Source organism: Methylosarcina fibrata AML-C10 (genome assembly GCF_000372865.1).
In the GTDB taxonomy this organism is placed as follows: Bacteria; Pseudomonadota; Gammaproteobacteria; order Methylococcales; family Methylomonadaceae; genus Methylosarcina; species Methylosarcina fibrata.
In genome coordinates this window covers 4,647,083-4,670,706 of sequence record NZ_KB889965.1, presented here as the reverse complement: position 1 = coordinate 4,670,706, position 23,624 = coordinate 4,647,083, and the positions used below count along the sequence as shown (strand labels likewise).

The 23,624-nt window shown below is 54.2% G+C and carries 21 protein-coding genes and 1 pseudogene; 4 read left to right on the top strand and 18 right to left on the bottom strand.

The annotated features are described in order from the left end of the window. The first annotated feature begins 48 nt into the window (after positions 1–48). From A3OW_RS0122135 to A3OW_RS0122125, 3 genes are all read left to right on the top strand, one after another. Positions 49–723, top strand: a complete 675-nt coding sequence (locus A3OW_RS0122135) for an ABC transporter permease (protein WP_085984356.1) — start codon at positions 49–51, stop codon at positions 721–723. After that, positions 720–1,460, top strand: a complete 741-nt coding sequence (locus A3OW_RS0122130; protein ID WP_026223843.1) for an ABC transporter ATP-binding protein — start codon at positions 720–722, stop codon at positions 1,458–1,460. Before A3OW_RS0122135 ends, A3OW_RS0122130 begins: the two co-directional genes overlap by 4 nt. A gap of 132 nt (positions 1,461–1,592) precedes the next feature. Further along, the gene (locus A3OW_RS0122125) at positions 1,593–1,862 is read left to right on the top strand and encodes a hypothetical protein (protein WP_020565645.1); all 270 of its coding nucleotides are present in this window, start codon (positions 1,593–1,595) and stop codon (positions 1,860–1,862) included. 199 nt (positions 1,863–2,061) lie between these two features. On the opposite strand, the gene truA is transcribed toward A3OW_RS0122125, so the two are convergent. The 16 genes from truA to A3OW_RS0122045 all read right to left on the bottom strand — a co-directional run bounded on the left by truA (position 2,062) and on the right by A3OW_RS0122045 (position 19,500). Next, complete coding sequence (gene truA, locus A3OW_RS0122120; RefSeq protein WP_020565644.1) at positions 2,062–2,865, bottom strand: tRNA pseudouridine(38-40) synthase TruA; 804 nt, start codon at positions 2,863–2,865, stop codon at positions 2,062–2,064. 90 nt (positions 2,866–2,955) lie between these two features. After that, the gene (locus A3OW_RS0122115) at positions 2,956–3,456 is read right to left on the bottom strand and encodes a L,D-transpeptidase (RefSeq protein ID WP_026223841.1); all 501 of its coding nucleotides are present in this window, start codon (positions 3,454–3,456) and stop codon (positions 2,956–2,958) included. 83 nt (positions 3,457–3,539) lie between these two features. Continuing rightward, positions 3,540–4,265 carry an SDR family NAD(P)-dependent oxidoreductase gene (locus A3OW_RS0122110; protein ID WP_020565642.1) on the bottom strand — a complete coding sequence of 242 codons (726 nt, stop codon included), beginning with the start codon at positions 4,263–4,265 and terminating at the stop codon, positions 3,540–3,542. Between the two features lie 231 nt (positions 4,266–4,496). After that, on the bottom strand, positions 4,497–4,898 hold the full coding sequence (locus tag A3OW_RS0122105; RefSeq protein WP_020565641.1) for an SH3 domain-containing protein: 402 nt from the start codon (positions 4,896–4,898) through the stop codon (positions 4,497–4,499). A 44-nt stretch (positions 4,899–4,942) separates the two neighbouring features. Next, complete coding sequence (locus A3OW_RS0122100) at positions 4,943–5,593, bottom strand: SH3 domain-containing C40 family peptidase (protein WP_020565640.1); 651 nt, start codon at positions 5,591–5,593, stop codon at positions 4,943–4,945. Between the two features lie 79 nt (positions 5,594–5,672). Then, a complete protein-coding gene (locus A3OW_RS0122095) occupies positions 5,673–7,247 on the bottom strand; it encodes a DUF6519 domain-containing protein (RefSeq protein WP_020565639.1) in 1,575 nt (524 codons plus the stop codon). Between the two features lie 25 nt (positions 7,248–7,272). Next, positions 7,273–9,513: a hypothetical protein gene (locus A3OW_RS0122090; protein WP_020565638.1), complete on the bottom strand. Its 2,241-nt coding sequence runs from the start codon at positions 9,511–9,513 to the stop codon at positions 7,273–7,275. 9 nt (positions 9,514–9,522) lie between these two features. Then, the gene (locus tag A3OW_RS0122085) at positions 9,523–12,633 is read right to left on the bottom strand and encodes a putative baseplate assembly protein (protein ID WP_020565637.1); all 3,111 of its coding nucleotides are present in this window, start codon (positions 12,631–12,633) and stop codon (positions 9,523–9,525) included. Next, positions 12,630–15,359 (bottom strand): putative baseplate assembly protein, encoded by a 2,730-nt coding sequence (locus A3OW_RS0122080; protein ID WP_020565636.1) that lies wholly within the window; start codon positions 15,357–15,359, stop codon positions 12,630–12,632. The genes A3OW_RS0122085 and A3OW_RS0122080 overlap by 4 nt, the downstream gene beginning before the upstream one ends. Further along, complete coding sequence (locus A3OW_RS0122075) at positions 15,356–15,721, bottom strand: GPW/gp25 family protein (protein WP_232422415.1); 366 nt, start codon at positions 15,719–15,721, stop codon at positions 15,356–15,358. Before A3OW_RS0122075 ends, A3OW_RS0122080 begins: the two co-directional genes overlap by 4 nt. A gap of 11 nt (positions 15,722–15,732) precedes the next feature. Then, a complete protein-coding gene (locus tag A3OW_RS25660) occupies positions 15,733–16,071 on the bottom strand; it encodes a hypothetical protein (RefSeq protein WP_020565634.1) in 339 nt (112 codons plus the stop codon). A gap of 45 nt (positions 16,072–16,116) precedes the next feature. Continuing rightward, on the bottom strand, positions 16,117–16,674 hold the full coding sequence (locus A3OW_RS0122065) for a phage baseplate assembly protein V (protein ID WP_020565633.1): 558 nt from the start codon (positions 16,672–16,674) through the stop codon (positions 16,117–16,119). Continuing rightward, complete coding sequence (locus A3OW_RS0122060; RefSeq protein ID WP_020565632.1) at positions 16,671–17,792, bottom strand: hypothetical protein; 1,122 nt, start codon at positions 17,790–17,792, stop codon at positions 16,671–16,673. The genes A3OW_RS0122065 and A3OW_RS0122060 overlap by 4 nt, the downstream gene beginning before the upstream one ends. Beyond that, positions 17,785–18,153 carry a hypothetical protein gene (locus A3OW_RS0122055; RefSeq protein WP_020565631.1) on the bottom strand — a complete coding sequence of 123 codons (369 nt, stop codon included), beginning with the start codon at positions 18,151–18,153 and terminating at the stop codon, positions 17,785–17,787. Before A3OW_RS0122055 ends, A3OW_RS0122060 begins: the two co-directional genes overlap by 8 nt. Before the next feature lie 15 nt (positions 18,154–18,168). Continuing rightward, positions 18,169–18,819, bottom strand: a complete 651-nt coding sequence (locus tag A3OW_RS0122050) for a hypothetical protein (RefSeq protein WP_020565630.1) — start codon at positions 18,817–18,819, stop codon at positions 18,169–18,171. Between the two features lie 81 nt (positions 18,820–18,900). After that, positions 18,901–19,500, bottom strand: coding sequence for a M15 family metallopeptidase (locus A3OW_RS0122045; RefSeq protein ID WP_020565629.1), 600 nt, complete (start codon positions 19,498–19,500; stop codon positions 18,901–18,903). A gap of 530 nt (positions 19,501–20,030) precedes the next feature. Here A3OW_RS0122045 and A3OW_RS28735 point away from each other — a divergent pair. Then, complete coding sequence (locus tag A3OW_RS28735) at positions 20,031–20,225, top strand: hypothetical protein (protein ID WP_232422414.1); 195 nt, start codon at positions 20,031–20,033, stop codon at positions 20,223–20,225. 682 nt (positions 20,226–20,907) lie between these two features. On the opposite strand, the pseudogene A3OW_RS29180 reads toward A3OW_RS28735, so the two are convergent. Further along, positions 20,908–21,258, bottom strand: a pseudogene (locus tag A3OW_RS29180) (eCIS core domain-containing protein); the annotation flags it as partial. 237 nt (positions 21,259–21,495) lie between these two features. Further along, on the bottom strand, positions 21,496–23,622 hold the full coding sequence (locus tag A3OW_RS0122035) for a S8 family serine peptidase (RefSeq protein WP_020565627.1): 2,127 nt from the start codon (positions 23,620–23,622) through the stop codon (positions 21,496–21,498). Positions 23,623–23,624: the final 2 nt, after the last annotated feature.

Sequence of the window (23,624 nt, the reverse complement as noted above, 5' to 3'; positions counted from 1 at the left end):
CCCGTCCTGTCCCTGCTGAGTTTTTTTGCACTTTGGCAAGGCCTTGCCATGGCTTTAAACAGCGCTCTCCTGCCGTCGCCGGCGATCGTGGCGGGCGTGTTCTGGCTGGAACTCGCCTCCGGGCAATTAACCTATCACCTGGGCACCACCCTGTTCAGACTCGCGATCAGTTTTACGGTAGCGATGCTGCTCGGCTGCGCCATCGGCATCGCCCTCGGCCGGAACAAGAAACTGGACGCTTTTTTCGACAACTGGCTGGTCATTTTTCTGAACATTCCCGCTCTCGTCACCATCATTCTCTGCTACGTCTGGTTCGGGCTGACCGAATCGGCCGCGATATTGGCGGTAGTCGTCAACAAACTGCCCAATGCCGTCGTCACCATCAGGGAAGGCGTGCGCGCCCTGGACCAGGATCTGCTGGACATGGCCCGCTGCTACCGGTTTAGCCGGCGCAAAACGCTGGTGCACGTCATTCTGCCGCAATTGCATCCGTACCTGATGAGCGCGACTCGCTCGGGCTTGGCGTTGATCTGGAAAATCATTTTAGTGGTGGAACTCCTGGGCCGGAACAACGGCGTCGGCTTCCAGTTGCATCTGTTTTTTCAACTGTTCGACGTGGCAAGCATTCTGGCCTATACCGTCGCCTTCGTGGCCGTGATTCAACTGATCGAAGTCAGCGTATTGAAGCCTCTCGACAAAAAATCCCAGAGATGGCGCCGGTGACCCGAATCCACATCCGCATAACCGATAAAACCTTTCCGGCCGTCGACAAAGCCGGACCGCATCGGGCCATCGCCGATCTGGATTTTTCACTCGAATCCGGAGAATTTGTCTGTCTGGTCGGACCTTCCGGCTGCGGCAAAACCACGCTGCTGAACATCGTTGCCGGTCTGGACCTGGATTACGAAGGCGACATCACCCTCGCCGACCAGCACGTTCAACCCAAAATCGGCTATGTTTTTCAAAATCCGAGGCTGCTGCCGTGGCGTACGGTTCGGGAAAATATTGAACTGGCGACGACCGGAGAGCCATCTCCCCGAGTCATCGATTCCCTGCTGGAAGCCATGCAGCTTTCCCGTTCGCAGCACGTCTACCCCGAGCGTTTGTCCCTGGGCATGAGCCGAAGGGCGGCCATCATCCGCGCCTTTGCCATCGATCCCGAATTGTTGTTGATGGACGAACCGTTCGTATCGCTGGACACCCCGACGGCCAGGCAGGTCCGTGAACTGTTGGTGAAACTCTGGCAGCAACGTCCGCATACGGTGCTTTTCGTCACCCACGATCTGCGCGAAGCGATTGCTCTGGCCGACCGTCTCATTTTCCTGTCCGCTGCGCCCATGACGGTCGTCAGCGAAATCCGGGTGCCAATCCCCAGAGACGAGCGAAGCGACGAAAATACCGTCGAAACATTCCGTCGGCATCTGATTCAAAATCACCCGCTGATCCGGCAGCTTGTGTAAGCACCGCTCATTCGAGAAGGGAAAATTCGGGGTTGCCAATTCGCTCAAATTGCCGGATACTAAGACGATTAGGCTTTCTTTTGGAACCTCAGAATAAAGCCCGGCTTATTATAATGACTCGAGGATCATCATATGAAAAAAACTGTTATCTTGGGATTGACTTCCGTTGCGATTTCATTAGGTTCATTCACTGCCTCCGCCGCCAGCGACAGCCAATACCCCGCCTCCGACTTCCAACCCAAAGTCGTCTTCATCGACCAGGAAGCGGCCGCGGCAGCCTCCAGCGCACCCGCAGCCGGTTCGAGCGGATGCCCGGGCCAGCAACAGGCAAAAGCCAAACAAAGCGAGTTCGATCCCAAATATCCGGCCGCCAGCTTTGAACCCAAAGTGGTCTATCCCTAAATAAACATAAAGGAGCGAGCGCTCCTTTATTCTTTCGAACCCCTTGCAGGTACGATTCGGCCGGGAACAATGGCTCGATCTGGATTTGCTACCTGCGGGGTTCGATTTGAGTCTTCAGGCTTTTAAAACGCAACCGAACATCTTCCCCGTGCGCTGCCCGTAGCCGGGCGCTCCAATACTTCAAACGTCATGGCCGCTTTTACGGCTCATGGCGCCTGGCATCGGCGGGCAGTTTGCCGAAAACAGGATGATTGACCAAGCCGTAGCGCTCCGGATAATACACTCCCGCAAGATACAAACCGTCGGGAGGCGCCGTGACGCCGCCCAGCTTCCGGCTTTTCACTTCCAGCAGTTCCCGGGTCCAGCCTACCGGCTGCTTGCCCGTGCCGATCTCCATCAAGACGCCGGCGATGTTTCTGACCATATGATGCAAAAACGCATTTGCGGCGATATCGACGACGACCCGGTCGCCCTCCCGGAACACATCGATAAAATGAACCAGACGGAACGGGCTTTTGGACTGGCAACCCTGAGCCCGGAACGAGGAAAAATCGTGGTGTCCGAGCAAAGACTGCGCGGCCTCGTGCATCTTTTCCGCCGCCAGAGGCGGATAACACCAGGTCGCTTGCCTCGGCAACAAGGCCGACCGGACGGCACGATTGTGTATGATGTAGCGGTAATACCGGGCAATCGCACTGTACCGTGCATGGAAATCGCCCTGCGCCGGTTTCGCCCAGAGAATCCGGACGTCGTCCGGCAGATGGCTGTTACCGCCCAGCACCCAGGCATGGAGTTCCCGTTTCGCTTCGGTATCGAAATGCACTACCTGCTCGAAGGCATGAACGCCGGCGTCGGTTCTGCCGGCGCAAACGACCGTGACCGGATGATCGGCAATTTTCGATAAAGCCTGCTCCAGCACCGATTGAATGCTGCGCAGGCCGGACTGCCATTGCCATCCGCAAAAGGCACTGCCGTCGTACTCGAGACCCAGAACGATGCGCATCATTCATGCCTCGTTGGAGACGGAGAAGGGCTAATGATGACGGAATGCCAAGGCAAAACTCTGCCCCGGCAACAAGGGAGAGATCCCGGATCATTCATGAATAAATACCCTGACTCCCGCCGTCACGCGTTCGAACAAGTCCAGCACGTCGGCATTGTGCATCCGGATGCAGCCGTGCGATTCGGGCCGGCCACGCATGCTCTCGTCCGGGCATCCGTGAATGTAAATATAGCGCCAGGCACTGTCGACCGGACCGTAACGGTTTTTGCCGGACTCCAGTCCGCCCAGCCAGAGGATCCGGGTCAAAATCCAGTCCCGCTGCGGATATGAAAGACCCAACTCGGGGCTGTACACTTCTCCGGTAGGCCGCCGGCCGATAAACACGCTGTACAAAGGTTGCCCTTCGCCTATTTTTGCCCGGACGACATGCCAGCCTCTGGGCGTGCATTCGCTGCCTCTCTGCTCGCCGGGTCCGTTTTTAGCCGTAGAGACCGGATAACTCTTCAGCACTTCTCCCTGATTAATTAGGGAAAGCGTTTGCGCACCGATCGAAACCTCCAAAAAAACACTCTTCCGGTCAAACGGAACCATTTCTTCATTCTCTATCGAAGATTCAGCGTATTCGGACATAGTCTTCCTTTTTTCCCAGCCATACTCAAAAAAACCGCCCGCCATCAATATTCCCATCCGCCCGATACCGCCAGCAAGGATCCCGTCATCGCCTCCGGGCTTTCATAAACCAGCCAGGCGGCCGTTTTGCCGATTTCGTCGGGCATGACCGGCCGTCCGAAAGGAATTTGACCGGCCATGTGCCGCCTTTCCTCCTGGCTGATATGGCCTTCCTCGACCAATCCCGGGCAAATGGCGTTGACTCGGACCCCGTCCGGAGCCAGGGCGACCGCAAGGCTCTTGGTCAAAGCGACCACGCCGGTTTTGGCGGCACAGTAGCCGGCCGACATCGGCCAGGCCTTGTTGTTGTCAACGCCGGAAAAAGCAAAATTGATGATCTGTCCGCGGTTTTTCCTAAGCTCATCGAGAGCGTAATGGCTGGTATGAAAACAGGTGTGCAAATTCAGATCGATGTCGGCCAGCCACTCGTCGGGCGTTACCTCCAGAACGGACTTGTACACGAAAGGTCCGACGCCATTGACCAGCACGTCAAGACGGCCGAATTCAGTCACGATCTCGCCGATTAAAGCTTTGGCCTTGTCCGGCACCGTCAGATCGGCTTGAAACAGACGGTACTCTCTCCCCTGCCCGTCCAGCCAGGCGGTCAGCGGCTCGAGTTTTTCGCGGTGAGAGAAATAATGCAGTCCGAGCCGGCAGTTCCGGCCCGCCAGAGCGCGGGCAACCGCCATGCCGATATCCGAATTGCTGCCGGTAATCAATAGGGTTTTCATTAAATAAAACGGATGAGGATGGGAAATTTTCAGGGGTTATTGAGATATATTTTAATCTGCCGGAGGCTCCGGCGTCACTTTACTCGCTCACCACACAAGGTGCAAACCTATGAGGGAGGACAGAAAGAACAAAAACTCATCGGTTCATATAATTATTATCCCAGACGCCCGACTGAACAGATTGTGCCCCCCTCGGCATGCAAGCCTGAAAAATCCTGAGCTGACGATGCGCTATCCGGCGAGTAACTTGATCCAATGGGCATTTACCCAGCCGGATCTGCATTTTCCGTTGTACGGCCTGGCCGGGTTAATCGGGCTGGTGACACCGCAGTCTTCGGCACTCTTACGAGAATAAACAACCCCGTACCACTTTCCGTTTTCGGAAGAACGGCAAATAGAGACTCTTTGGCCTGCTTTTAGCCTATCGATCATGGCAAATCGTTTATCGGGGCCGGCCCTGACCGCGAGAAAGCTATTCCGCCCGGACTTAAGACCGGAGACCATGCCAAGGGCCGAACATGCGTCCAGATTATCATCGCTGCCAACCATGACTTGCACGGAGGCCGGTTGATCAGCCAGACAAAAGGTGCCGGCCAACAGAAAAATTGCCGGCAAAATACAGACTTTATTCATGATGGCCGGTCAAGCTAAAAGCCGGGCAGGCTTTAAAACACAACTTACCTCGGCACCCGGTAGCCCAGAAAATCTCTTACCGGGTAATCGTCTATCCGGACTGAATCGCTCATGTTCCCGCCAAGAATTTTAATGGTACTTTCAGTCTTTGAAATGAAAAAACCGACGTGCCCGAAATTCACGTTGCGCCGAAAAACGACAATACACCCGACCACGGGAGTGGCTGTGCTTCGGCCCCAATTCAGCCAGGAACGCGCCCAGGCCGAATCGGTCCCGGCATGACCGGATTTTTCGACGCACCAGTTTGCAAATGACGAACACCAGGCCGTTTCATCGTTGGAGCGATCAGGCGCAGGAAGGGTGGTCGATCTGTGATATTCAACGATCCGGGGGTTGTCGCCGTTGCCCGACACTTCCTTGACGCCTATTTCGCCCAGGGCGATGGCAAACCACGGAAACGGCGAGGGTGGTTCCGATCTGATTTCATCGGGAAGATCAACGCTTTCAGGTGTAAGGTATTTGTGCGATGCCCAGCCGGTGTTGGCGCCGAATTTAATTTTCCGCCAGTAATCATCACCGGATGAATCCAGCCATTCCACCACGTCGCCTTTGTTCAGGACGTCAATCACTTCGCCTTGCAAACTGGGTTTAGAACGAAGATTGAGGGCGTCTGCGGTAACTGTCAATTTTTTCATGATCGTTATCCTCGCTTGTTTTTAATCTTCGGAAACCGGCTTTTCAAATAGCGCATTGGCGGATGTGAAAGTCGTTTTTTTATGGTATGTCTTTCGCTGATGGCTCAAATTCCTTGCGAAGCTCTGCCTCTTTTGTGACTTCAGTAGCGGTAATTTTAATAATAGCAAGCGGCGCATAATGGTGTTCAATGCCGTGCGGCGGCAAGGCTTCCGGCTTCCCTTCTTCGCCCGACCATTCCACGTCGCCGGTGGCAACGCGGGCGGGAATGAGCCAGTAATCGCCGGTACGGTAGTGGTTTATAGGGTTTGAAGGTTGAAATTGGATTTGGACGCCGTATTCCAGCTTATGCCAATCTTTATCCGTGTTACCGTTACTTTCCAAGATGGTTATCTGGTCGCTTTCCCATAATCGCGCTTTTGTCGGCCAAACTTCTCCCTGAGGCACATCATCAGGCGGATTAATAGCACCGGTAATATCCAGCATTATGGTATCGCATTCAATTCTTTTTATTTGAATCAATAAACCCGGATAGCCGCGCAGTTCCTGGTTGTCGTTGGTCAGTTCCAGCCATTTTCTCTCGGATAGTCCGCGGGGATTGTCAACGGTGAGCTCCGTTCCGCTGAGTTTTACCCCCGTAACAACGCTGCCATTATCGCGGGACCATTTGAAGGTTGCTTTTCCCTCTTTCATGCTTTTACCATCCCACGCTTCTCCGCCTTGATGGATCTCAACCCGGTAAAGTTGATTCTCCGCGCCGCGATAGCTGGACTCGGGCGACGTTATACAGGGCTCGTCATCTTTTTTCCGGTCTTGCTTTGCCTGCGCCTTGAGCAGACCTCGATTGGCGGGTTGCCATTGATTTTTCCAATCGGACCATCGATTTTTCCCTTTCTCATACACCCATTCACGCCAATCATTACCATCCAGCGTTACGTCTTTAAGCTCTTTTATTGCGTCAGGCTGCTTATCTGTTATTTTGACCTGCCAAACCATTTTTGCCCGTGTCGCAGTATCCGGCCCACCTAGCGCGACCTCACGAATTTTGTCATCTTCAATATAAGCGACATGCCTTTCCCAAACATCAAGATAAACAAGATAAGTTTTATTTTGCTCAATAGAAGTGGAGGAAGGATAGTCTTCTTGTGATCTATAAGTTACAACGCGCCGCGCAAATGCCGCTCCGCTTGTATTAAAACTGGGGTCTACCGTTAACGATAATTTTTCCGGGACAATAGCCGTAATTTTAACGACCTTGGTCTCGTTTTCATTACTTACTTCAAGATATTGGCCTATTTTTAATTTTGCTTCGTTAATAGTTAATGCGGATACTTTGATTTGGTCATGATTGTTTCCAATTTCTATGGAGATTAAATTTGTTTCTTGTTCAACAAGAATGCCGTCAACATAATAATGACCGCTGCCGATTTGAAAATCGTTTGAGACCTTGTCTATGGGCGTGATTTCAAAACTCAAATTGTCCCGTGGCCCGCCATGCTCCCCAATCAAGTCTTTGGCCAGCGTCTGCAAATAATGCAGCAATATAGCCGTCTGCTCATTCCAGTCGGCGTCCAGTTGCACCCGTCCTTGCTGCATCAAGACCCGGCTGAAATGTTTGGTGACGTCGAACGTCAGCCTGGAAAAATCGCCTTTCATGATACGCTCCTTATTCAGTCAATGGTTAGTTCGCCAGGATAATGCCGACGTCGGCCCGGGCAGGAATGTATTCGTCCAGGCGGGCGCGAAGATTGGCTTCACGCTGGGGTTGGAACAGATCGTGGAACACCCCCATTTCGGATTCATCGTCCGCGCCGCGCTTTATTTCCTCGGCGCAATGATCGGATAATTGGCAATACACCGGGGTACCGTAGCGATGACAACTAAATTGCGGCCGCACCCGTTCTTGCGCGTACCGTTTCGCCGCTTTAACAGCCTCTTGGCCGGGAAGCGATTGACCGTTTTCTTTAGCCGTTTTAATTAAATCGCTTTCAGCGGCTTGTTCCGCCAAATCCGGTTGACAGCGATAACGCCTGGGCGTGCGCGAACCCGGTCTCGCATAACAAAAGCGCATACAGCCCGATTGGCGGCGCGCGACGTTCACCGTTTCCATAAAAATGCTGTTCTCGGCCAGGGCAATCGCATGGATATCGATACGGCCGAAGACGGTGCTGCGGGCAATGGTTAATACGGCATGGGCAAAACCCGAACCGGATACGGCGACATCGTTGCCGGCGGCATCCAGAATGCTGTCGCTGATGCGAATCCGGATAGGTTCCTTGTTTACTTCATCGTTGTTGACCTGAATGGAGCCTATAATGCTGTGCTCGATCGTCAGGCACGGATAAGCATTGGCGATCTCAATGCTCAACTCTTCCATCTGATCGGATTCGCAGTCCGGTTCGAGCGACCAGCCCGGAACCAGGGTTGAATGACGGATTATAATTCCCGCCATAGAGCCAGAGCCCGCCGTTTCTGTCCCATCCATCTGTAAGCCGCGTCCGGCGATGAGCAGTCCGTCCAGCGTGAGATAGCTACCCTCTTCCCCGTTCACAGTAAATTGATCGAAACGGTCGGGAATAAGAATGACCGGCCTTTTTTTATTGGCGGCGCGGATTTGCAGCGTTTGCCGCGCTTTTAACCGGATGTTCAGCGCCTCTTCGTACAAACCGCTGTCGGTTATTTCAATAACGGCATGTTGCGGCGGCGAATCGGATTGCCATTTGTTCAAGGCTTTTTGAAGCGTATTGAAAATATCTTCAGACTCTTTGTCCTTGATACTGGCGTTAACTCGATACAGTTTGCTTCCAGCCGGTTGGGATAACTTTCTCGGGTATTCCCCTCCTCCCATATCCGCGCTGAACGCGTACTGATAAGATACCTTCACGCCTTTCCTGGGAGGGTGTTTAGGATGAAACAGGATTCGCCCCAGCTCAGGATCCACGGCGACCATATTTCTAGCCGGCTTGTAGCTCTCCCAGTCACTTAAATCGGCGGGAACAATACGTTTACGAGGGATAGGTTGTACAGAGCCTTTGTCAGGCCAATCCTCCGCCCAAATCGCCAGACTTCGGGTATCGCCGTAATAAGACGACGAAGCACGCGGCATTTCGACGCCATCAATCCTTGTCAATTCAGTCAGGGCACGTCGGCTTATAGGCACCGGCAAATCAAGTTCACCTGCAATTTGGGTTGGTTCGGTCTCGCGCTCCGATTGGGTGTAAAGCGGTGCCTCGTTTCCTAATACGCTGAAGGTGTAACAATGCCGATGTTCCAATCGATTTGCCGGCGTTTGCGTGACCGAATAAGTTTTCAAACGCCAGACGAATAAACCGATACTGGGAATATTGTGACGGCCTTGCGTTAGAGGGGAATTGATCCGCCGCACATCCACGGTATGCGCCGATTCGTCAAAGGGCGTATCGAGTTTGTTTAAAACCTTCCCATCGCGAAGATTCACGGTCCGGCCCTGAAATGGCCTTAAATGATTGACATGCTGCGTCCAGCCCAGCAGTTTATAAAACTCCACCGCCCGCGCCGGCCAACCGGAAACGTCGTTCGCCAGTTGCTCCAGCAAGGCCAGTGTGCCCTTGCGTCGGCGGTAACGGATGGTATTGGCGACTTCGCGGCGCGGAATCAGGATTTTATTGCGCAGCCTGCCTTGCGGCGTAGTGATTTCGCCGGACTCCCCGGCCTCGTGTACCGGCGTGTAACCGACTAAATCACCGAGATAAGGGACGACCCAGTCTTCGCAGGTCTCGATAAACCAGTTGTCGTAAAGCCGGGCAATATTTTCTTCAACGTTGTCGACCTGTTCGGATATCACCTGCAGCAGCGCGCGCAACGGTTCGCCTTGCTCGTGGTCGCGTAATTGGTAGATGTAAGGCAGAAGTTTGTAGAGACGATCTCTATCGACGGCAGTCATGGCGCGGCCTCAATGGATTTGATTGAGAATCAGGGTTTCCGGAACTTCCGGCGTCAGAAAGGCAAGCTGGGCCGGGTGGATCAGATCGTGATCTTCTGGTTCGAAATTCGCCAAATTAACTGTTAATCGTGTATTGGGGCGATTTTTCTGCAAGGCGACAAACTCTTGCACATGTTTGGCGATCTCGGCAGGAGTAAGCAATTGCCGACCTTTGTCCGGTTTAAATTGTTTCTCCGGTATGCCGCCGAACGCATCGACGTCCACATAGGCCACGCCGCGCACCGCCTGCATCACGCTGAGTACTTCGCTCAACACCACATCCTGACCCAATTCGCGCCGCTCGAAACTGAAGGCGTCCAGTAAGGCGCTGCGCACTTCTGTCACCACGGGTTCCCATTGGTAATCCGGCAGGATTCGGATATTGGCCTGGATGACGACAAACATCAGTTCGCGTATCTCTAACTGTAAGGATTGGAAGGGATCGCCGAAATCCAGCAGGGATTGGCGCAGGTTCCGGTACAAATCGGAGTTAAGATCGATCGGAATGTCGTCGCTGCCGGCGATAGTGACATGCACCGACTGACGGCGGCCATTGCTCAGTTCCGCCGCGCGGGCTTTGCCGATGCCGGCATAAATTCGTGCGAAGTCTTCATAGTCCCGCACAGAGACGAGCCGATCCAGCGCTTTCACCGCCAGCGGCGCATTTTTGCGCGCTTGGTCGCGGCTTTCCTTGTCCGCGCCGCCGGACGCGGGCAAGGGGTTGATCACCTCTTTCACACCCAGAGGCCGAGTGATCGGCAGGCTGATCTGGCCGGCCTTAACGTTGCCCGGCTTGCCGATGCCGTTGCGGTATTCGGCCTTGACGTTCTCGATGCCGGTCGGCAAGCGCGCGCCTTCCCTGCCATTGCCGAAGATCACCGTGGTCTTGCCGTCGTCGTCGGTCTTGGCGACGAAATGGCGGTCGGCCGGGGACAGTCCTGCCAGCGCATCCGTTTCATCCCATTGAACATCGTTGACGAAGACCTTGAGAGTGCTGTCCACGCCGGAAGATTTGGCAGCCGGAACATGGGTCAGCGGCGGCTGTTTGAGAACGAACGATGGCAGCGCCTTGGCTCCGTCGCCGCTGCCCAGTGTTTCCTTGCGGGTATCGCCGTGGGTGGCTTTGACGACGTTGCCGTAGATGGCGACGGTGTCGCGTTTGAAGCAATACTTGAGTTTGTTGGCGAGCTTAATGAAAGTATGGAGCTTGTCCCCTTGTAATTCTTCTGCGCCCATATTTCGCGTATCTTGGCTAACGCTCGCCAGCATCGCTAATTCGCTGAACCTTATCCCGCTCGTGCCGCTGATTTCGCGCTCGCCGGAAATAACGACCCAACGACCGGCTTCGAGTCCGTCATAAAGATCGTCTAGCTCAATGATCTCTTGTTCATTACCGCAAACGGCGTTCTCTATCGGTACTTCGGCAAGCTCGAGTTTTTCGCTTTGAGTGTAAACGATGGTTTCCTTAAGCAAAGAGATACAACTCAACAATTTTGCAAAGTCATCTGGTTTTGTCGCTTCTTCAGCCAGCCATTGTTTTTCGATAGTCAATAAATCGGTTTTAGAAGCCGCTCCAGTGAAAAGGCTGGCTTGTACGCTTATCTGTTGAACGTCCTCTATTTTATGGACTGTAGGCTTTCGGCCTGTCACCTTGCAGGCTCTAGTTTGGAATAGATTAAGATTCGCAAAAAATTCGGATCTATCGACAATATGTAATCCCAAGTCTGGTTCAACTTGGGCATCGGCAATTTCCAATGCAGGACGTTCGATCACAAGCCATCCATTTTTCTGGAGCTGTTCGTTTTGTGGTTCCAAAGCGATTTTTGCCAATCCCGCCGTAATGTTGCTTACCAATTCCTTTGGCCATAATTTGTCAAGAGCAACTGGAATTTGAACAGTCAAGAATGAGCTATCGTTTAACTTGACAGAGATAGGGATCCCCTGATAGTTAGAGCCAAAGAGCCCTGCCTTGGCGCGTAGGGCGTAAACCTTCATGCCATTCGGCTTAGTTACTTCGGCATTTGCAGCCGCATTCGCGAGGGTTTCATGAAGTAGCGGTGCGAAAGCCTTTAAAACGGCATTACTGGCTTCTCCGCTTGTGAGTGTTTTGCGAAGATCCGAACTGGTAACTTTAGTATCATTGCTATTAATAGAGATGTCGTCTTCCTTCTGTCTTCTCCCGAATTGATCTTTAAGATCGCGTTCGAGTTTGAGCGAATTGGCAGGCTGAACTGATGGGGCCTGGGTGAGAGCTTCGATAAGCCCAATACCGTTATTCTCATCCTGGCCAGACGTTATAGTGGAATTCTTAATGGAATCCGCTTGCAGTATTACCAATGTTCGGTTGTTCTCAGGATCCGGTTTAACTTCCTTCACACGATCAAATATAAAGTTATCGGGCTCATCGAAGGTCGTGGGGTCATCGTTGCCTATAAAATCAATAAGCAGCGGGTCATTGGGCTTGAGGTTAGTTGAAATGCCCTTAAGATAGATCTGAGCATTTTTGCCGTCGCCTTGGCGAATGGAGTCCTTTGTTTGCGGCTGCGTCATCCTCGGCTTCAAATTATTCCACTTCGCCCGCGCCTTCAATTCTTCGCTGGTTTCGAACGTTTGCGGCAATTCGTTCGGCCCCGGAATGCTTTGCGATTTTGCGCCTTTCGAAATGATCGCCTCTTCCTTGAAATTGTCGTCCACGGTATAAGCCAGATACACGCTGGAAGCCACTCCGGGCCGTAATTGGTAACCGACCAGCCGCGCCAGTTCCAATATCGACCGACGTTCGGTGGCGGTGCGTAAATAGCCTTCGTTGATGATGCGCTCGTTGTAAAACGTCAGCACATCGGCGATCACGGCCCAGGCATCCAATAATGCGATGGCGGGATCATTGGTTTCGCGCGTTCCTAACCCGGCGAGTTCCGGGTAATCGCTGCTCGACAAACGCGCCAGCATCGTTTCCAGAAAGGCCGCATGCGTACCGATGCGATACGACAGCGAGGAAAGCCCCGGCCGGTTCGCGGTCGGTTCGGGCGTTACGATCTCGATCCCTTCGCAACATCCGCAGGCTTCGGTCATGGGTTTCATCGTCCACCTCGCATGTCCAGTGTGAATCTGCCGTTTTCCGGAAAACTCGGATCGTTGTCCAACTGCGCGACCTCAAACGGGCCGAGTTTGATGAGGCCGGTAATCAGTGCTTCATCGATTTCGGACGAGCCTGGGAACGCATCGGCGGAATTAACCGAAAATCGCCGCAGTCTGGTCACCGTCACGCTTTCGACGCCTTCGACCGCTTGCGCCGCCGCGACCAATTTGCTCAGATAAATATTGTCGCCAAAACTCAGGTTATCCGGATGAAAAAAGCCCTTTCTGCCGGCGCTTCCAATCCGGTTGCTGAATACTTCGAGCAGCGCCGCGTTAACGTGTCCCCGTAAATAATGGGGCAGTACGCACACGGTCATGGCCATGTCCAGAGGCACATAAGCTGCCTGCGCCACGGCCACATCGTGTCCAATCCGTTGGTAACGATAGAGATGGCGCCGAATTTCACACAGCAATTCCGGATCGGTTTCTTCCGTATCCAACGGGTCAACGGCTACCAGGACTTCATGCCAACTTCCCGTCCAAAGCAGCTTGGCGGCAGCTCGTTGCACTTTGCCGGCGAAATCGCGCATGACGATTCGGGCATAATCGTCCGCGGTGATCGCCCGTTGTAAGGTTTTACGAAAAGCGTCCGGAGCGAAGAGCCTAGCCTCGGCCACCGGTTCCGGATTGACGCCGCCCACGGCAGGGAGAGGATTTCTAACGGTAATTTCGGCGCCGTTCGGCAAATTATTTCGAAAGACGATGCGAGTAATGGATTCCGCGCCCACATTGCCCACAGAGCCGTTGCCGATCCTGTAGACGGCCTGGAAGAGCGTGTCCGCCTCCGGGAATCGCCCCAGCTCGTTATTGCCGAAACGTAACCTGGCGCGCCGGTCGTCCTCCATTTCGACCACAAAATGCCTATCTTCGGCATCGCTGCTCAGCAAGTCCAGCCGCGCTTCCCAGGCGGGATGATCGGCGACAACCCACTTGTCAGCTTCCGTCCGAACCTGATAAAGCCGCACTTGCGGCACGGCTGATCGAACGTCCTGTTTGAGCAAGGCTGATGCCGGCGTCAGTTTGGGTTCAGAAGAACAGAGTGGCTCCTTCGATCGGCAGGGGAACAAGGGTTGGCTGAAAGTAAGGTCGGCCCTGGGCAAGCGGGGTTCAAAACGTCCGGGAATAAGAGTACTTTCACGCGGGATGCAATCGTCGCCGCAGTCGGCCAGAACGGGTTCCGAAGGCACCGGCCCTAAGACGTCCTCTTTGGAAGAGATAGGGGTCTCACCATGATCGATCAACACGACGTTGCCCCGCACGACGCTGACGTCGGTAATCAACGAGCAATCTGCCAGTTTGATCGAGGAAATGCATAAAGGGAATGGCAAAGCGTCTTCTTTCGACCATTCGACTTCCCACAGCAGGGTGCCGGTCAGCGGGTCCTGCGCTTTGTCGGCTTTGGTCAAACGCACGGCATGACGATGGGACGGGTCGGCATCTGCGGTATTTCCGGTCTTCGGGCCTTTCACTTCTTCAAAGAGAATGATGTCGCAGGGTTGCAGATTTAACCGGTAATCCGCATCTTTTGGCGGATGGATGGCGCTCTCTTTCTTATCCTCGTCTGGTCCAGGACATGGTTTAGATTCATAGGAAGGGTCCGACACCGGCGGCGTTGCTTCTCCGGGGTCGAGCAAGGTTGCCGAAGTGGAACCTTCGGGCAAACAGCATTGCGTATCGCCCCACGTGTATAGCGCTATTTCATTATGGTGCGAACAGAAGGAAAGCGTTTTATTTCCATCCTCTACCAACGGTTCAAAAATCAGGTAAGGCTTGGGCAAGGTTTTGGGCAATGCCGTATGATCCAGCACAGTGCCCAACGTGGCGCTCCCCGGATCGGTAATCAGATAAAAATCGTCTGGTTTTAGGCCGGCCAAATCGCCGGCAACGCTGAAACACGCCCAGGTTCTGGCATTACAGCCTTCGTGCAATTGATAATCCATCAAGCGCACATGGCGGCGCACCGAGGTCCGCAGCCGCGCCGTATCCAGATAAGCCTCCGTGGCGACCGCATCCTGGTAATAGCTCAAGTGATCGCCGACATAGGCCAGCAATTCGACCAATGCAATGTCCAAGTCGGGAACGTGCCGTTCTTTCCAATCCGGCATGATCAGGGCAAGACGGTCAAGAATCAATTGCCGAAAGCTGGCGTAATCCTTCGCCAGATAGTTAATCTCGGGCTCCGGGCGTTTTTCGGGCGGGCAAGCAGGTTGCGGCGTACAATCCAGGTCGCTGGGACAACCGGCCTTGAAATTGAATTCGAGACAGTCATAGCGCGGATCGATGCCGCTCATGCGCTTAAACCGCCGTTGGCAGTTTTCATCACGCTCGACAACCGGTTTTTTGGTTAAGGGATCGATCTCGATCAAGCATAAACAATAAGTCGAAAAGTCTCCCGGCTTATTCACAGTGACATGGACGCAATCGTCTATTTCAGTGTCTTCGCTCCTGTCGATTTGCAGCCTTGTCACCTGAATGTCGGTAATCCGCCTGCCTCCTTCAATCCGAAAATTCTCTTTTTCAAGATGAAGAGGCGCTTTGCCCAAGAAGAATACCGTCAGCGTCAGTTGGTCTTCGCTCACTTCCAGATAATCGAGACCGTTTGAATATTTTTGGCGTATCAACTGACGGCGTTGCTCCTGTTTGCAATTCAATGTGTCTGCACAACTCATGGCACGCTCCGTTCAAATGTTGCAACTCGTACTTCCTGCGTCCGCCGTACTCGGTATTGCAGATCCACCTGCAATCTGGATTCGACGCTGATCACCTCTAAAGCCAATACCTCCAAAACGTCACCCAACCACTGCTGCAACCCCGCCTGCACGGTGAACTGCAGGGCGGCGGCGAGTTCCGGGCTGTTCGAGGCAAATATCAATTGCAACAAACCGCTGCCGAAATCGGGCCGGTTGACTCGCTCGCCCGCATTGGTGAACAGAAACTGCTCGATCATGTCGCGGATGTGGTCGTCGTCGCCGGTGGTGGCGGTACGTCCGTGGCTGTCGAAGTGAAAAGGGTAATCGATGTTCATAGCCATTGGTTTGCTCCTCAAGTAGCCGTCACCCGCTTTTGTGTCGCTGCCGAATTCGGAATTCCCTGCGGGGCCAGATCGGCGGCCAAACACAGCGCTGCCGGCGTCAGGATGGCTGCGGGCTGGCCATTGATTTTGACGCGAGCCGCGGCCTCGACCTGCACCTTGACGCAAGGATGGGGCGCTCCCGACACATTGAACAAACAGCCCGCCACGACCATCGCATCCGCAATCGTAAGAACTTGCTGAACCCCATTGACTTTGACCCTGGGCGGATTCACCAACGTCGGTGTCACCAGTCCGCTTTGGTGAAAGCAGGTGGTAATTCCGCCGACCTGTATCAAAAAACCCGGCATTACGTCACCTGTAGTTCAATTATTTTAACGAGAAACTCAGCCATATCAGGTCACCACTAAGGCCAGTTTGTTGATCATTACAGACAAGCCCATCAAGTCAATGGAAGCCCCTTTCCCGTTACTGATAAAAACGCCTGCATCATTGACTACAATATAAGCGCCGGTTGAGCTACGTAGAATGACTCCCCCTGTCGTCGGCACAGGCGGCATCACCGGCGGCGGTGGCGAAGGCGGCATGTCGCTGACGATAACCGCCTGCTGCAACAGCGATTGAATGACGATACTGGGATCGGCGGGATTGCTTGCCAGTGCCGCAAGTGGAATATCGGATTGAGCCCCCCAACGGCACCCCACCCAAATCGGTTTATCGGCATTTCCGTTTTCGAACTCCACCCAAACGCCAGCCCCGATCGGCGGCACCATATACACTCCCATTGGAGGTCCTGTTGGCCCGGCCAATGGAACACACGCCTCGGCCCAGGTTGTCGGCAAAAGCGAATGGACATTAGTAACGACGAGTTGCAACCGCCCACGCTTCTCCGGATCGAGATTATTGATGACGGTCCCTTGGTATTTACCCCAATACTTCGTTTCATCAGTCATGGCAGCACCTTTGGCGTATTCGAAATCAGCCCGTCTCGTGTGAGTTGGAAATTCTGCTTGTATTCACCCCGCTTGATGTTATGCGTCACACTGTTAACATAATACATACCGTCGTAAGCAATTCCAGCGCCTCTTACACCCACCAGAAGGCGCGCTCGCAGGACATGGCCATAGCGAAGCACGTCCAGACTTCCCGATGCAGAGATGGCATCGGAATTGTTTATAAGAAACGACAGAATACTTTGAGCGGCCTCATCCGGCTGCTTGCTGGCAACGTCATCGGCAAATTCAATACGGGCCGGCGGCGTCGGACGCAGTCCGAGAGGTGGCTTGAAGGCATTGATGTTCGGCACTGGGATCGGGATCGGAATTTTCCTGGTGATCGGATCGTTTATGATATAAATTCGTATCTTTTTTGCCATGCCATCCAGCGAAAAGCTGAGACTATCGACATTACTATTGCCGTCCATATTCGTATTCAGGGCATGCTGCGGTATCGGAACATTAATGTCCGGCCCGAAATAAGCGATACTTTGTAAAGGCAGCGGTCCAGGTTCGATATAAAATACGAAGCCGTTGTCCCTCGCCACGCGCTGCAGATAGGCGCGATCGGTTTCATTCTGGCTCTTCCAACCCCGAGTCACCAATTCCAAAACCGGAATGAACGGCGGGATGACCAGAGGCACGATGCCGAAAGCGGCATACGGCGCCAGCACGGTAAAGACTTTCGCTACATCCGGCATCGGCAAAGGACGCCTGATATGAATCACGTCCATCAATACGCTCAGATCCTCCCCCGTCACGGTCAACGTCGATTGCCCCGGTTCGTTGCTCGATTGCATTTCTTGACGCGTCACAATCCCGTCCATAATAACGTTCGGAAATCCGCCCAAAGTCACGATGATGACAACGCGCGTGGAAATCGGGTCGAAATAGCCGGCAGGCAACAGGGTCGTCAGCAACAGCGAATTTTTACTGACGTTAAAAATAAGCTGGAATCCGCTGCGTTGGCCCCCGCTGTTCACCTGGATGCTGGCCAGCGCATCCGTCACCGCTTGCGGTGCAGGAATCGGCACTGCCGGACCAATCATCAACGTTAGATGAATTCCTTTAAGCATTCGGAGCTCCAGGTATGCCTTCAGGTAAGGTAATCCGTAACCGGCGGCCAATCTCTTCCAATTCTTCCGGCCGCATAGCTCGATTTGCATCGCAGATACGCCAGAAAGCCTCCGGATCACCCAAATAGCGGGCTGTGATGTTGTCGATCCGGTCGCCTTGGGTTACCAAGTGCTCTTGCAATAATTCGAAGCGTTCTGGTTGTGGAAGGAAACGGCGTTTAAGGTGAATGATTTGCTTACCTTCAGCCGTTTCAAAAACTACCGTTTCAATCGCATAATAACGGCTGGTGGGTGAGAAATGCCTGGAAGGTAATTCGGCTCTTTGCAGAAGTTGTTGTAATGCCAGGTTCGGATCGGTCATTGCTGTGTCCTCTTATCAAATGCCGGTAATCCCCAAGGCGCTGAAATCTCCGCCGAGACTTTTTTGCCCGAGCTGTTCTTTGTTCTGCAAATAGCTCATGAACAAACTGCCGCCTTTATGATTGAAACCGATGTCATTGACGCTAAGTACGCGCATGCCCAGGCTGACTTTGGCGCGAATAGGATTCAAGGTGGCGTCAAAAGCTTCCTCGGTAATGCTGAATTCGGTCAAACGCACCGGCACGATGCGTTGCTTGCTCCAGATGAACAACATCAACGGCGTTTCCATCGGCGCAATTTCCAGCGTACCGGATTGCGCCAAGCTGTTATTGGTTTGCAGTTGAGAACTGGTTGGATAGACGATCAATTCCAGTGTCGCCAGTTGCGGATGCAAACCGACCTCCGTGGTTACGCCATTTTTTTCTTCAAGCTGATCGGTAGCGTCCATTTCCGCCTCGACCTTAACGGTTTCCACGGGCGGGCCTTTTAAGCGCAGTGCTTCCGAACGGTCACCGCTTTCCGCACCCACGCCCTGCACCTGCAGGGTGCGCGAGATGCTGTCGGGATTGTATTGCAGCGCGATGATGCGCCTGACCGACGAAGTCACGGAATCGATCAGCACGATGCCGCCTTTTAACAGTTTGGGTGAATTAGAAAAGCCGCTCATAGGACATGTCCCAATTTGTTTTACCCTGGTTTATTCTTTTTCAAACGCCCATTTTCTGCATGAGGATGGGTTTAGGAACGTCTAAACAATAACTTGCCCACCTTCAAATTTTTCCCGCACCATCGCCAGCTTGAGCCCGGTTGACAATTGATAATGTGGACGATCAGGAAAACTGCGCCAGTTGCCGCCCCATTCCAATTCACCGGTCAAGCCCACTTCGGCGGCTTTTTGGTACAAAGGCGATTCATCCAGGTATTCTCCGCCGCGGAAAATACCGACGTCCCAGGCAATGCCGAAGTTATGGTTACTCTGCCCGCCTCTGGCTTTCGTGACTTTCGGCCCAGGATTGCCGAAGCGGCCCTGCCTGAATAAATTGTTTTGCTCCGCATAAGTCCGCGTACCGGAAATAATACGGGCTTCGATTTCCGCATCCCGCACCGTCCGCAAAAATACTCGCGCCACGCGCTGCGCTTTGAGTTGCAGACTCCTGATGTTTCGCTCGCTACGAGGATCGAACGCGCCGAATTCATCGGCAATTTCCTGCGATTTTTGCTCAAACTCGGTGAGTGCTTTATCCGTATTCTCCCCATATCGGCCGTCCAGTTCATCTTTATAAAATCCCGCACTGGTCAAAAACCGTTGCAGGAACAGAACGTCTTCTCCGAAAAGTCTTAGGCTCATTGCATTCTCCTGACTTCCGCTTTCATTTTACTTAAACCCCACTAACTCATACCGAGTGCCTGCCGGATGTCTGAGGATGTTTGCCGGTAGCGGCTGTAATGGAGGTGGCGGTGTCTCCATTTGCGGTTGGTTAGCCAGGGCGGCGTGTCCGCGAAGATGTACGCGACCTGGCAAAAACATGATGTTTCCGCGTGCTTGGTCCATTCCACCTAGAAACAGCGGGACGATATGGTGAGCATGGTAGTCGCTAGGAAGTAGATCTGGATCTCTGCCAGATCGGGCCCAGAGCTCGCGGCGCACTTCGAAAGTGAAATTCTCGTCGCGCTCCGCATTGGGCGTCCGTGTAAAGAATACAATCGGCACATCAAACAACGAAGGCGGCCCAAACACCACGGGCCAGAAGATGGGATAGGCACCTGCGTCCCTGCGCTGGGTGCTCCCCGTTCTGGTCGCAGTTGCAACCCCAGCCCCCAGAGCAGGGCCAGCTTGCACTCCTGGTTGAGGCGCTGACACTCCCGAAACGTCTGCTTGTGATTGTGGAACTGGGCGTACTACAGGCTCTGGCGATTGAGGAACAGGTTCTGATTCAGGTAAACGAGCGGGTTCTGCTGCACCGCGAGCTGATGCCATTGGTCCATGTGGACCTGATCGTGGCGCCGATCGTGGTGTCGAAACTACGCGGCCATCACGTAGCTGTACAGGGCTTTGATCACCACCTTGTATAAGTCGAAGTTGAGCCGGAGAGACTGGCGGAGGTGTTTCACGGAAAGGAGCGGTAACTCGGCCGACTGCTCCTCCACGTACTCGAGCCCGCACGCCAGCGAGTGCAAGAACGGTCATCAATATATGCCACACCATCCTTACAAATGCTCGGGATGCGTCGGCAATCCGCTGCGAATCGCCATTCGCTTCACGTGCCGCTGTCCACCACCGTATACCCTCTTGTACGACACCAGTAACTTCGACTGCCACGAAAGTAAGTAACACAGCGAGCACGATGACCTCAAGAATTGCGGCAATGATCTGAGTAACACCAGTGGGCGCTGCACCGAGAGCGCCAATGATGCCTTCTACTGCCAATAGGCCCAGCGTTACCGCAAGAATCTGAGGCCAGTGTTCTCGTATTGCGTCCCATAAATCCCCGGTTATAAATTCTCCAACATACCGTGGAGACTGCCGCACTGACTCAATTAAATCTGAAATAAATTGACGCGTCCGAGGATCGATAGCGTGTTCGATACGAGCTACAACTTGTGCGGCGCGTTCCCTCAATGTCTGACGGCGTAATATCGAGTTTTGTGCGTCATCACCAGATAAAGAACCAATTGTTCGGTGTTGGAGATTGTTGTGGGTTAAACTGCCTGTCTCCTTATTTTCAAAAGAGCCAATCTCACTTTTACCTGACTGTTGCACAACATGGGTTAACTCATGGACAAGCAGTCTCCTTCCCTCCTGCGTTCCTGGACAAAATCGCCCCTCACCAAACACGATTTTATTTCGCACTGTGTAGGCTTGGGCGTTCACATCCCGCGCCGACCGTTCCGCGATCGCCCCGGAATATACCCGAACTTGCGAAAAGTCATAGCCGAAGCGTTGCTCCATATCCAGTCGTAAAGCCGGCTCCAACGGCCTTCCAGGACTTGCAAGTGCCTGGTCCACACTGACAGGCGCACTGTCCGTCAGTCCATTCGATTGCCCAGCAAAGCGTTGAAGTCTTAGTGGAGTGCCGCTAACACCGTGACGCACTGGCGCTAACATCACCTGATCGGCCACCCGATCCGCTTCCTGTTCCAAGGGATCGTTGCTGGCCCCAATCATCAGCTTTCGTTGCAGGATGCCTTTGTTTTTAGAGCATTCCTCACACTCGCCCCCCGCCATCGAATACCTACCGCAGGCACATTTACGCTGTAACAGTCCGGTCGGGGCCGGCGTAAACCCCTTGCCTATCGGAACCTTGCTTTCGGTTTGCAGTTGGCCAGCCATAAATAATCTCTCCTAAGCGTCCCGCTCGATCCTGAGACTCCAGCGGTTGAGTTTGCCGACATCCCTGGCTTCCAGATCGCTGGCCAGCAATCGCCAGGCGCCTTGCACCGGCTGGCCACGCAGGGAAGCCAAGCCCGGCGTGGTGGCAGTCGTATAGGTTTGGATCAGGTTGTCGGTGTCGCCGCCGCTGCGCTGGTGCAGGGCGATGCGCGTGCCGTTCGGGGTGATAAGGTTGACGTTCAAATCGCCAACGTAGGTGTGGGTGATGTCCACATTCAAGGCGATATCGCGGATGTTGCCGTTGCTGGCTACGTTGAGCAGACGTTCGATGCCGCCCTGGTTGTTGTCGTGGATGGCAATGCTCGGCGCTTCTTTTATCTGGATTGTTTGATCAGCCCCGCCATTGCCGGCCAGCCTGCGCGCTTCGGCGACCGCGGCGGCGGCATCGACCCGGCCATGCCCGAACCAGGGACTCCAGGTTCTTTCCGGGGCGCCGGTATGGGTGAAATTGCCCCGGTCAAACGGCGCGACCGGGGAAACGTCCCACGTCGGCGTCGGGTCGAAATTGGCCGGCGGCGTGCGCGCATAACCCGTCATGCTCAAATCCTTGGCGGCCGTGCGTTTAAGCACGGAAATCACCTCGGTCGCCGTCAAATCCGGATTCGCGGAAATCGTCAATGCGGCGATTCCCGCCACCAAGGGCGTGGCGCTGGAAGTGCCGCCGAAACTGGGCGTTACGCCGCTGCCGTCGCCCGTTGTCGTGGTAATGCCAAGACCCGTTACGCTGAGTCGGAGATATTCGTGTGAGTTGCTCGAAGGCGCACAGATGGCTATGCCGGTGCCGTAGTTTGAATAATGGCTGCGCTGCGCATTGCTTGCCAACGCCGCCACGTACATCACGTTGGAAACATTGACCAGATTGTGCCGGAACTGGCGCGACGTTTCGACGCCCACCCAGGTGCGCGTGTCGTCGGCATTGAATTGCCAGCCTCGGGTAAAAGGGACGTCCACTGATGCGGTATGCTGAATCGGGCAGTTTTCATTGCCCGCCGCCCACAGGAACACGATGCCCCGTCCGCGCCGCCCGCCCGAGGTTGCCAGCGCCGCGATGCGGTTCAGCACCGTTGTTGCGAACAAATTGGTCGGACTACTGCCCCAGGAGTTGGAAATCACATCCACCTTGTCCGCCATATAATTAATGGCGGACAGCAGCTTGGAGTCACTGATGAACAAGGATGGACCGTCGGATTCCCATTGGATCGGCAGCAGCCTGCATCCCGGCGCGGCGCCGACGGTGAGCACCGCATCCGCTTCCCCGGCGATCACCCCGGCGCAGGATGTGCCGTGATTAGAGCCGGTCTTGTGCATTTCCGCAGGATTGGCATCGATCGCTTCGCGCACAATCAAACGGTTGCCCCGGAAATAGCCCCAACCGGCAAACTTGTTGGCGGAATCGAAGTCGGGATGGCCGAGTTTGCAGCCGTCGTCGGTAACGCCGACCACCACGTCAAAGCTGCCGAAATGATCTAAAATCCGCCAGGCCTCTTCGCAGCGGGACGACGACCGGGCATCCACTGCCGGATCGCTGAGGCGATTGTGCAAATGCCATTGCCGCGCATAGTTAGGATCGACAGGTACGGCAAACTGGTAGGTTTGCACCCGGTAATTGAGGTCGTTCTCGGCGGCTTCGACCGAGGGCTCGTTCTCGGTCAGTTCGACCACCAGCGCAACGGCATCCATGCCGGTGTGCGCAGTCAATTGGAACAAATAGTCACGGGGGCTGTAGGTTTCCTTGATGACCAGCCCGTAACGCCCGGCGAATTCGTCGATCTTCTCAGGCGCCAGCGCTTCCCGGAACGTAACCAGAATCCGGTCGGTCGCCAGAAACTCCTGACCGCTGTCGGCTTCGTAATAAGCCGGTTGGGTGACGGCGACATTTTCCGCCTGGGCCATCATCGCATCCAGTTCGTCCTCGGTCGTAGTGACCTTGGATGAACCTGGCGAAAGTTGCTCGGCCTCCGTAATGCCCAGCGTTTCGAGCCGCTCCGGACTCGCCCGTACGACGAATTCGTTGGCGCTTTTCATCAGCGGCAGTTTTTCGCCGCCGCGGTAGGTGTAGGTTTCATCTGTTGAGGACATGA

Bases quoted from the DNA above. Each gene is read 5' to 3' on its own strand.
- A3OW_RS0122135 (WP_085984356.1), top strand. From the start codon at position 49: ATGGCTTTAAACAGCGCTCTCCTGCCGTCGCCGGCGATCGTGGCGGGC.
- A3OW_RS0122125 (WP_020565645.1), top strand. From the start codon at position 1,593: ATGAAAAAAACTGTTATCTTGGGATTGACTTCCGTTGCGATTTCATTA.
- truA (WP_020565644.1), bottom strand. From the start codon at position 2,865: ATGCGCATCGTTCTGGGTCTCGAGTACGACGGCAGTGCCTTTTGCGGA.
- A3OW_RS0122115 (WP_026223841.1), bottom strand. From the start codon at position 3,456: ATGGTTCCGTTTGACCGGAAGAGTGTTTTTTTGGAGGTTTCGATCGGT.
- A3OW_RS0122110 (WP_020565642.1), bottom strand. From the start codon at position 4,265: ATGAAAACCCTATTGATTACCGGCAGCAATTCGGATATCGGCATGGCG.
- A3OW_RS0122105 (WP_020565641.1), bottom strand. From the start codon at position 4,898: ATGAATAAAGTCTGTATTTTGCCGGCAATTTTTCTGTTGGCCGGCACC.
- A3OW_RS0122100 (WP_020565640.1), bottom strand. From the start codon at position 5,593: ATGAAAAAATTGACAGTTACCGCAGACGCCCTCAATCTTCGTTCTAAA.
- A3OW_RS0122095 (WP_020565639.1), bottom strand. From the start codon at position 7,247: ATGAAAGGCGATTTTTCCAGGCTGACGTTCGACGTCACCAAACATTTC.
- A3OW_RS0122090 (WP_020565638.1), bottom strand. From the start codon at position 9,513: ATGACTGCCGTCGATAGAGATCGTCTCTACAAACTTCTGCCTTACATC.
- A3OW_RS0122085 (WP_020565637.1), bottom strand. From the start codon at position 12,633: ATGAAACCCATGACCGAAGCCTGCGGATGTTGCGAAGGGATCGAGATC.
- A3OW_RS0122080 (WP_020565636.1), bottom strand. From the start codon at position 15,359: ATGAGTTGTGCAGACACATTGAATTGCAAACAGGAGCAACGCCGTCAG.
- A3OW_RS0122075 (WP_232422415.1), bottom strand. From the start codon at position 15,721: ATGGCTATGAACATCGATTACCCTTTTCACTTCGACAGCCACGGACGT.
- A3OW_RS25660 (WP_020565634.1), bottom strand. From the start codon at position 16,071: ATGCCGGGTTTTTTGATACAGGTCGGCGGAATTACCACCTGCTTTCAC.
- A3OW_RS0122065 (WP_020565633.1), bottom strand. From the start codon at position 16,674: ATGACTGATGAAACGAAGTATTGGGGTAAATACCAAGGGACCGTCATC.
- A3OW_RS0122060 (WP_020565632.1), bottom strand. From the start codon at position 17,792: ATGCTTAAAGGAATTCATCTAACGTTGATGATTGGTCCGGCAGTGCCG.
- A3OW_RS0122055 (WP_020565631.1), bottom strand. From the start codon at position 18,153: ATGACCGATCCGAACCTGGCATTACAACAACTTCTGCAAAGAGCCGAA.
- A3OW_RS0122050 (WP_020565630.1), bottom strand. From the start codon at position 18,819: ATGAGCGGCTTTTCTAATTCACCCAAACTGTTAAAAGGCGGCATCGTG.
- A3OW_RS0122045 (WP_020565629.1), bottom strand. From the start codon at position 19,500: ATGAGCCTAAGACTTTTCGGAGAAGACGTTCTGTTCCTGCAACGGTTT.
- A3OW_RS0122035 (WP_020565627.1), bottom strand. From the start codon at position 23,622: ATGTCCTCAACAGATGAAACCTACACCTACCGCGGCGGCGAAAAACTG.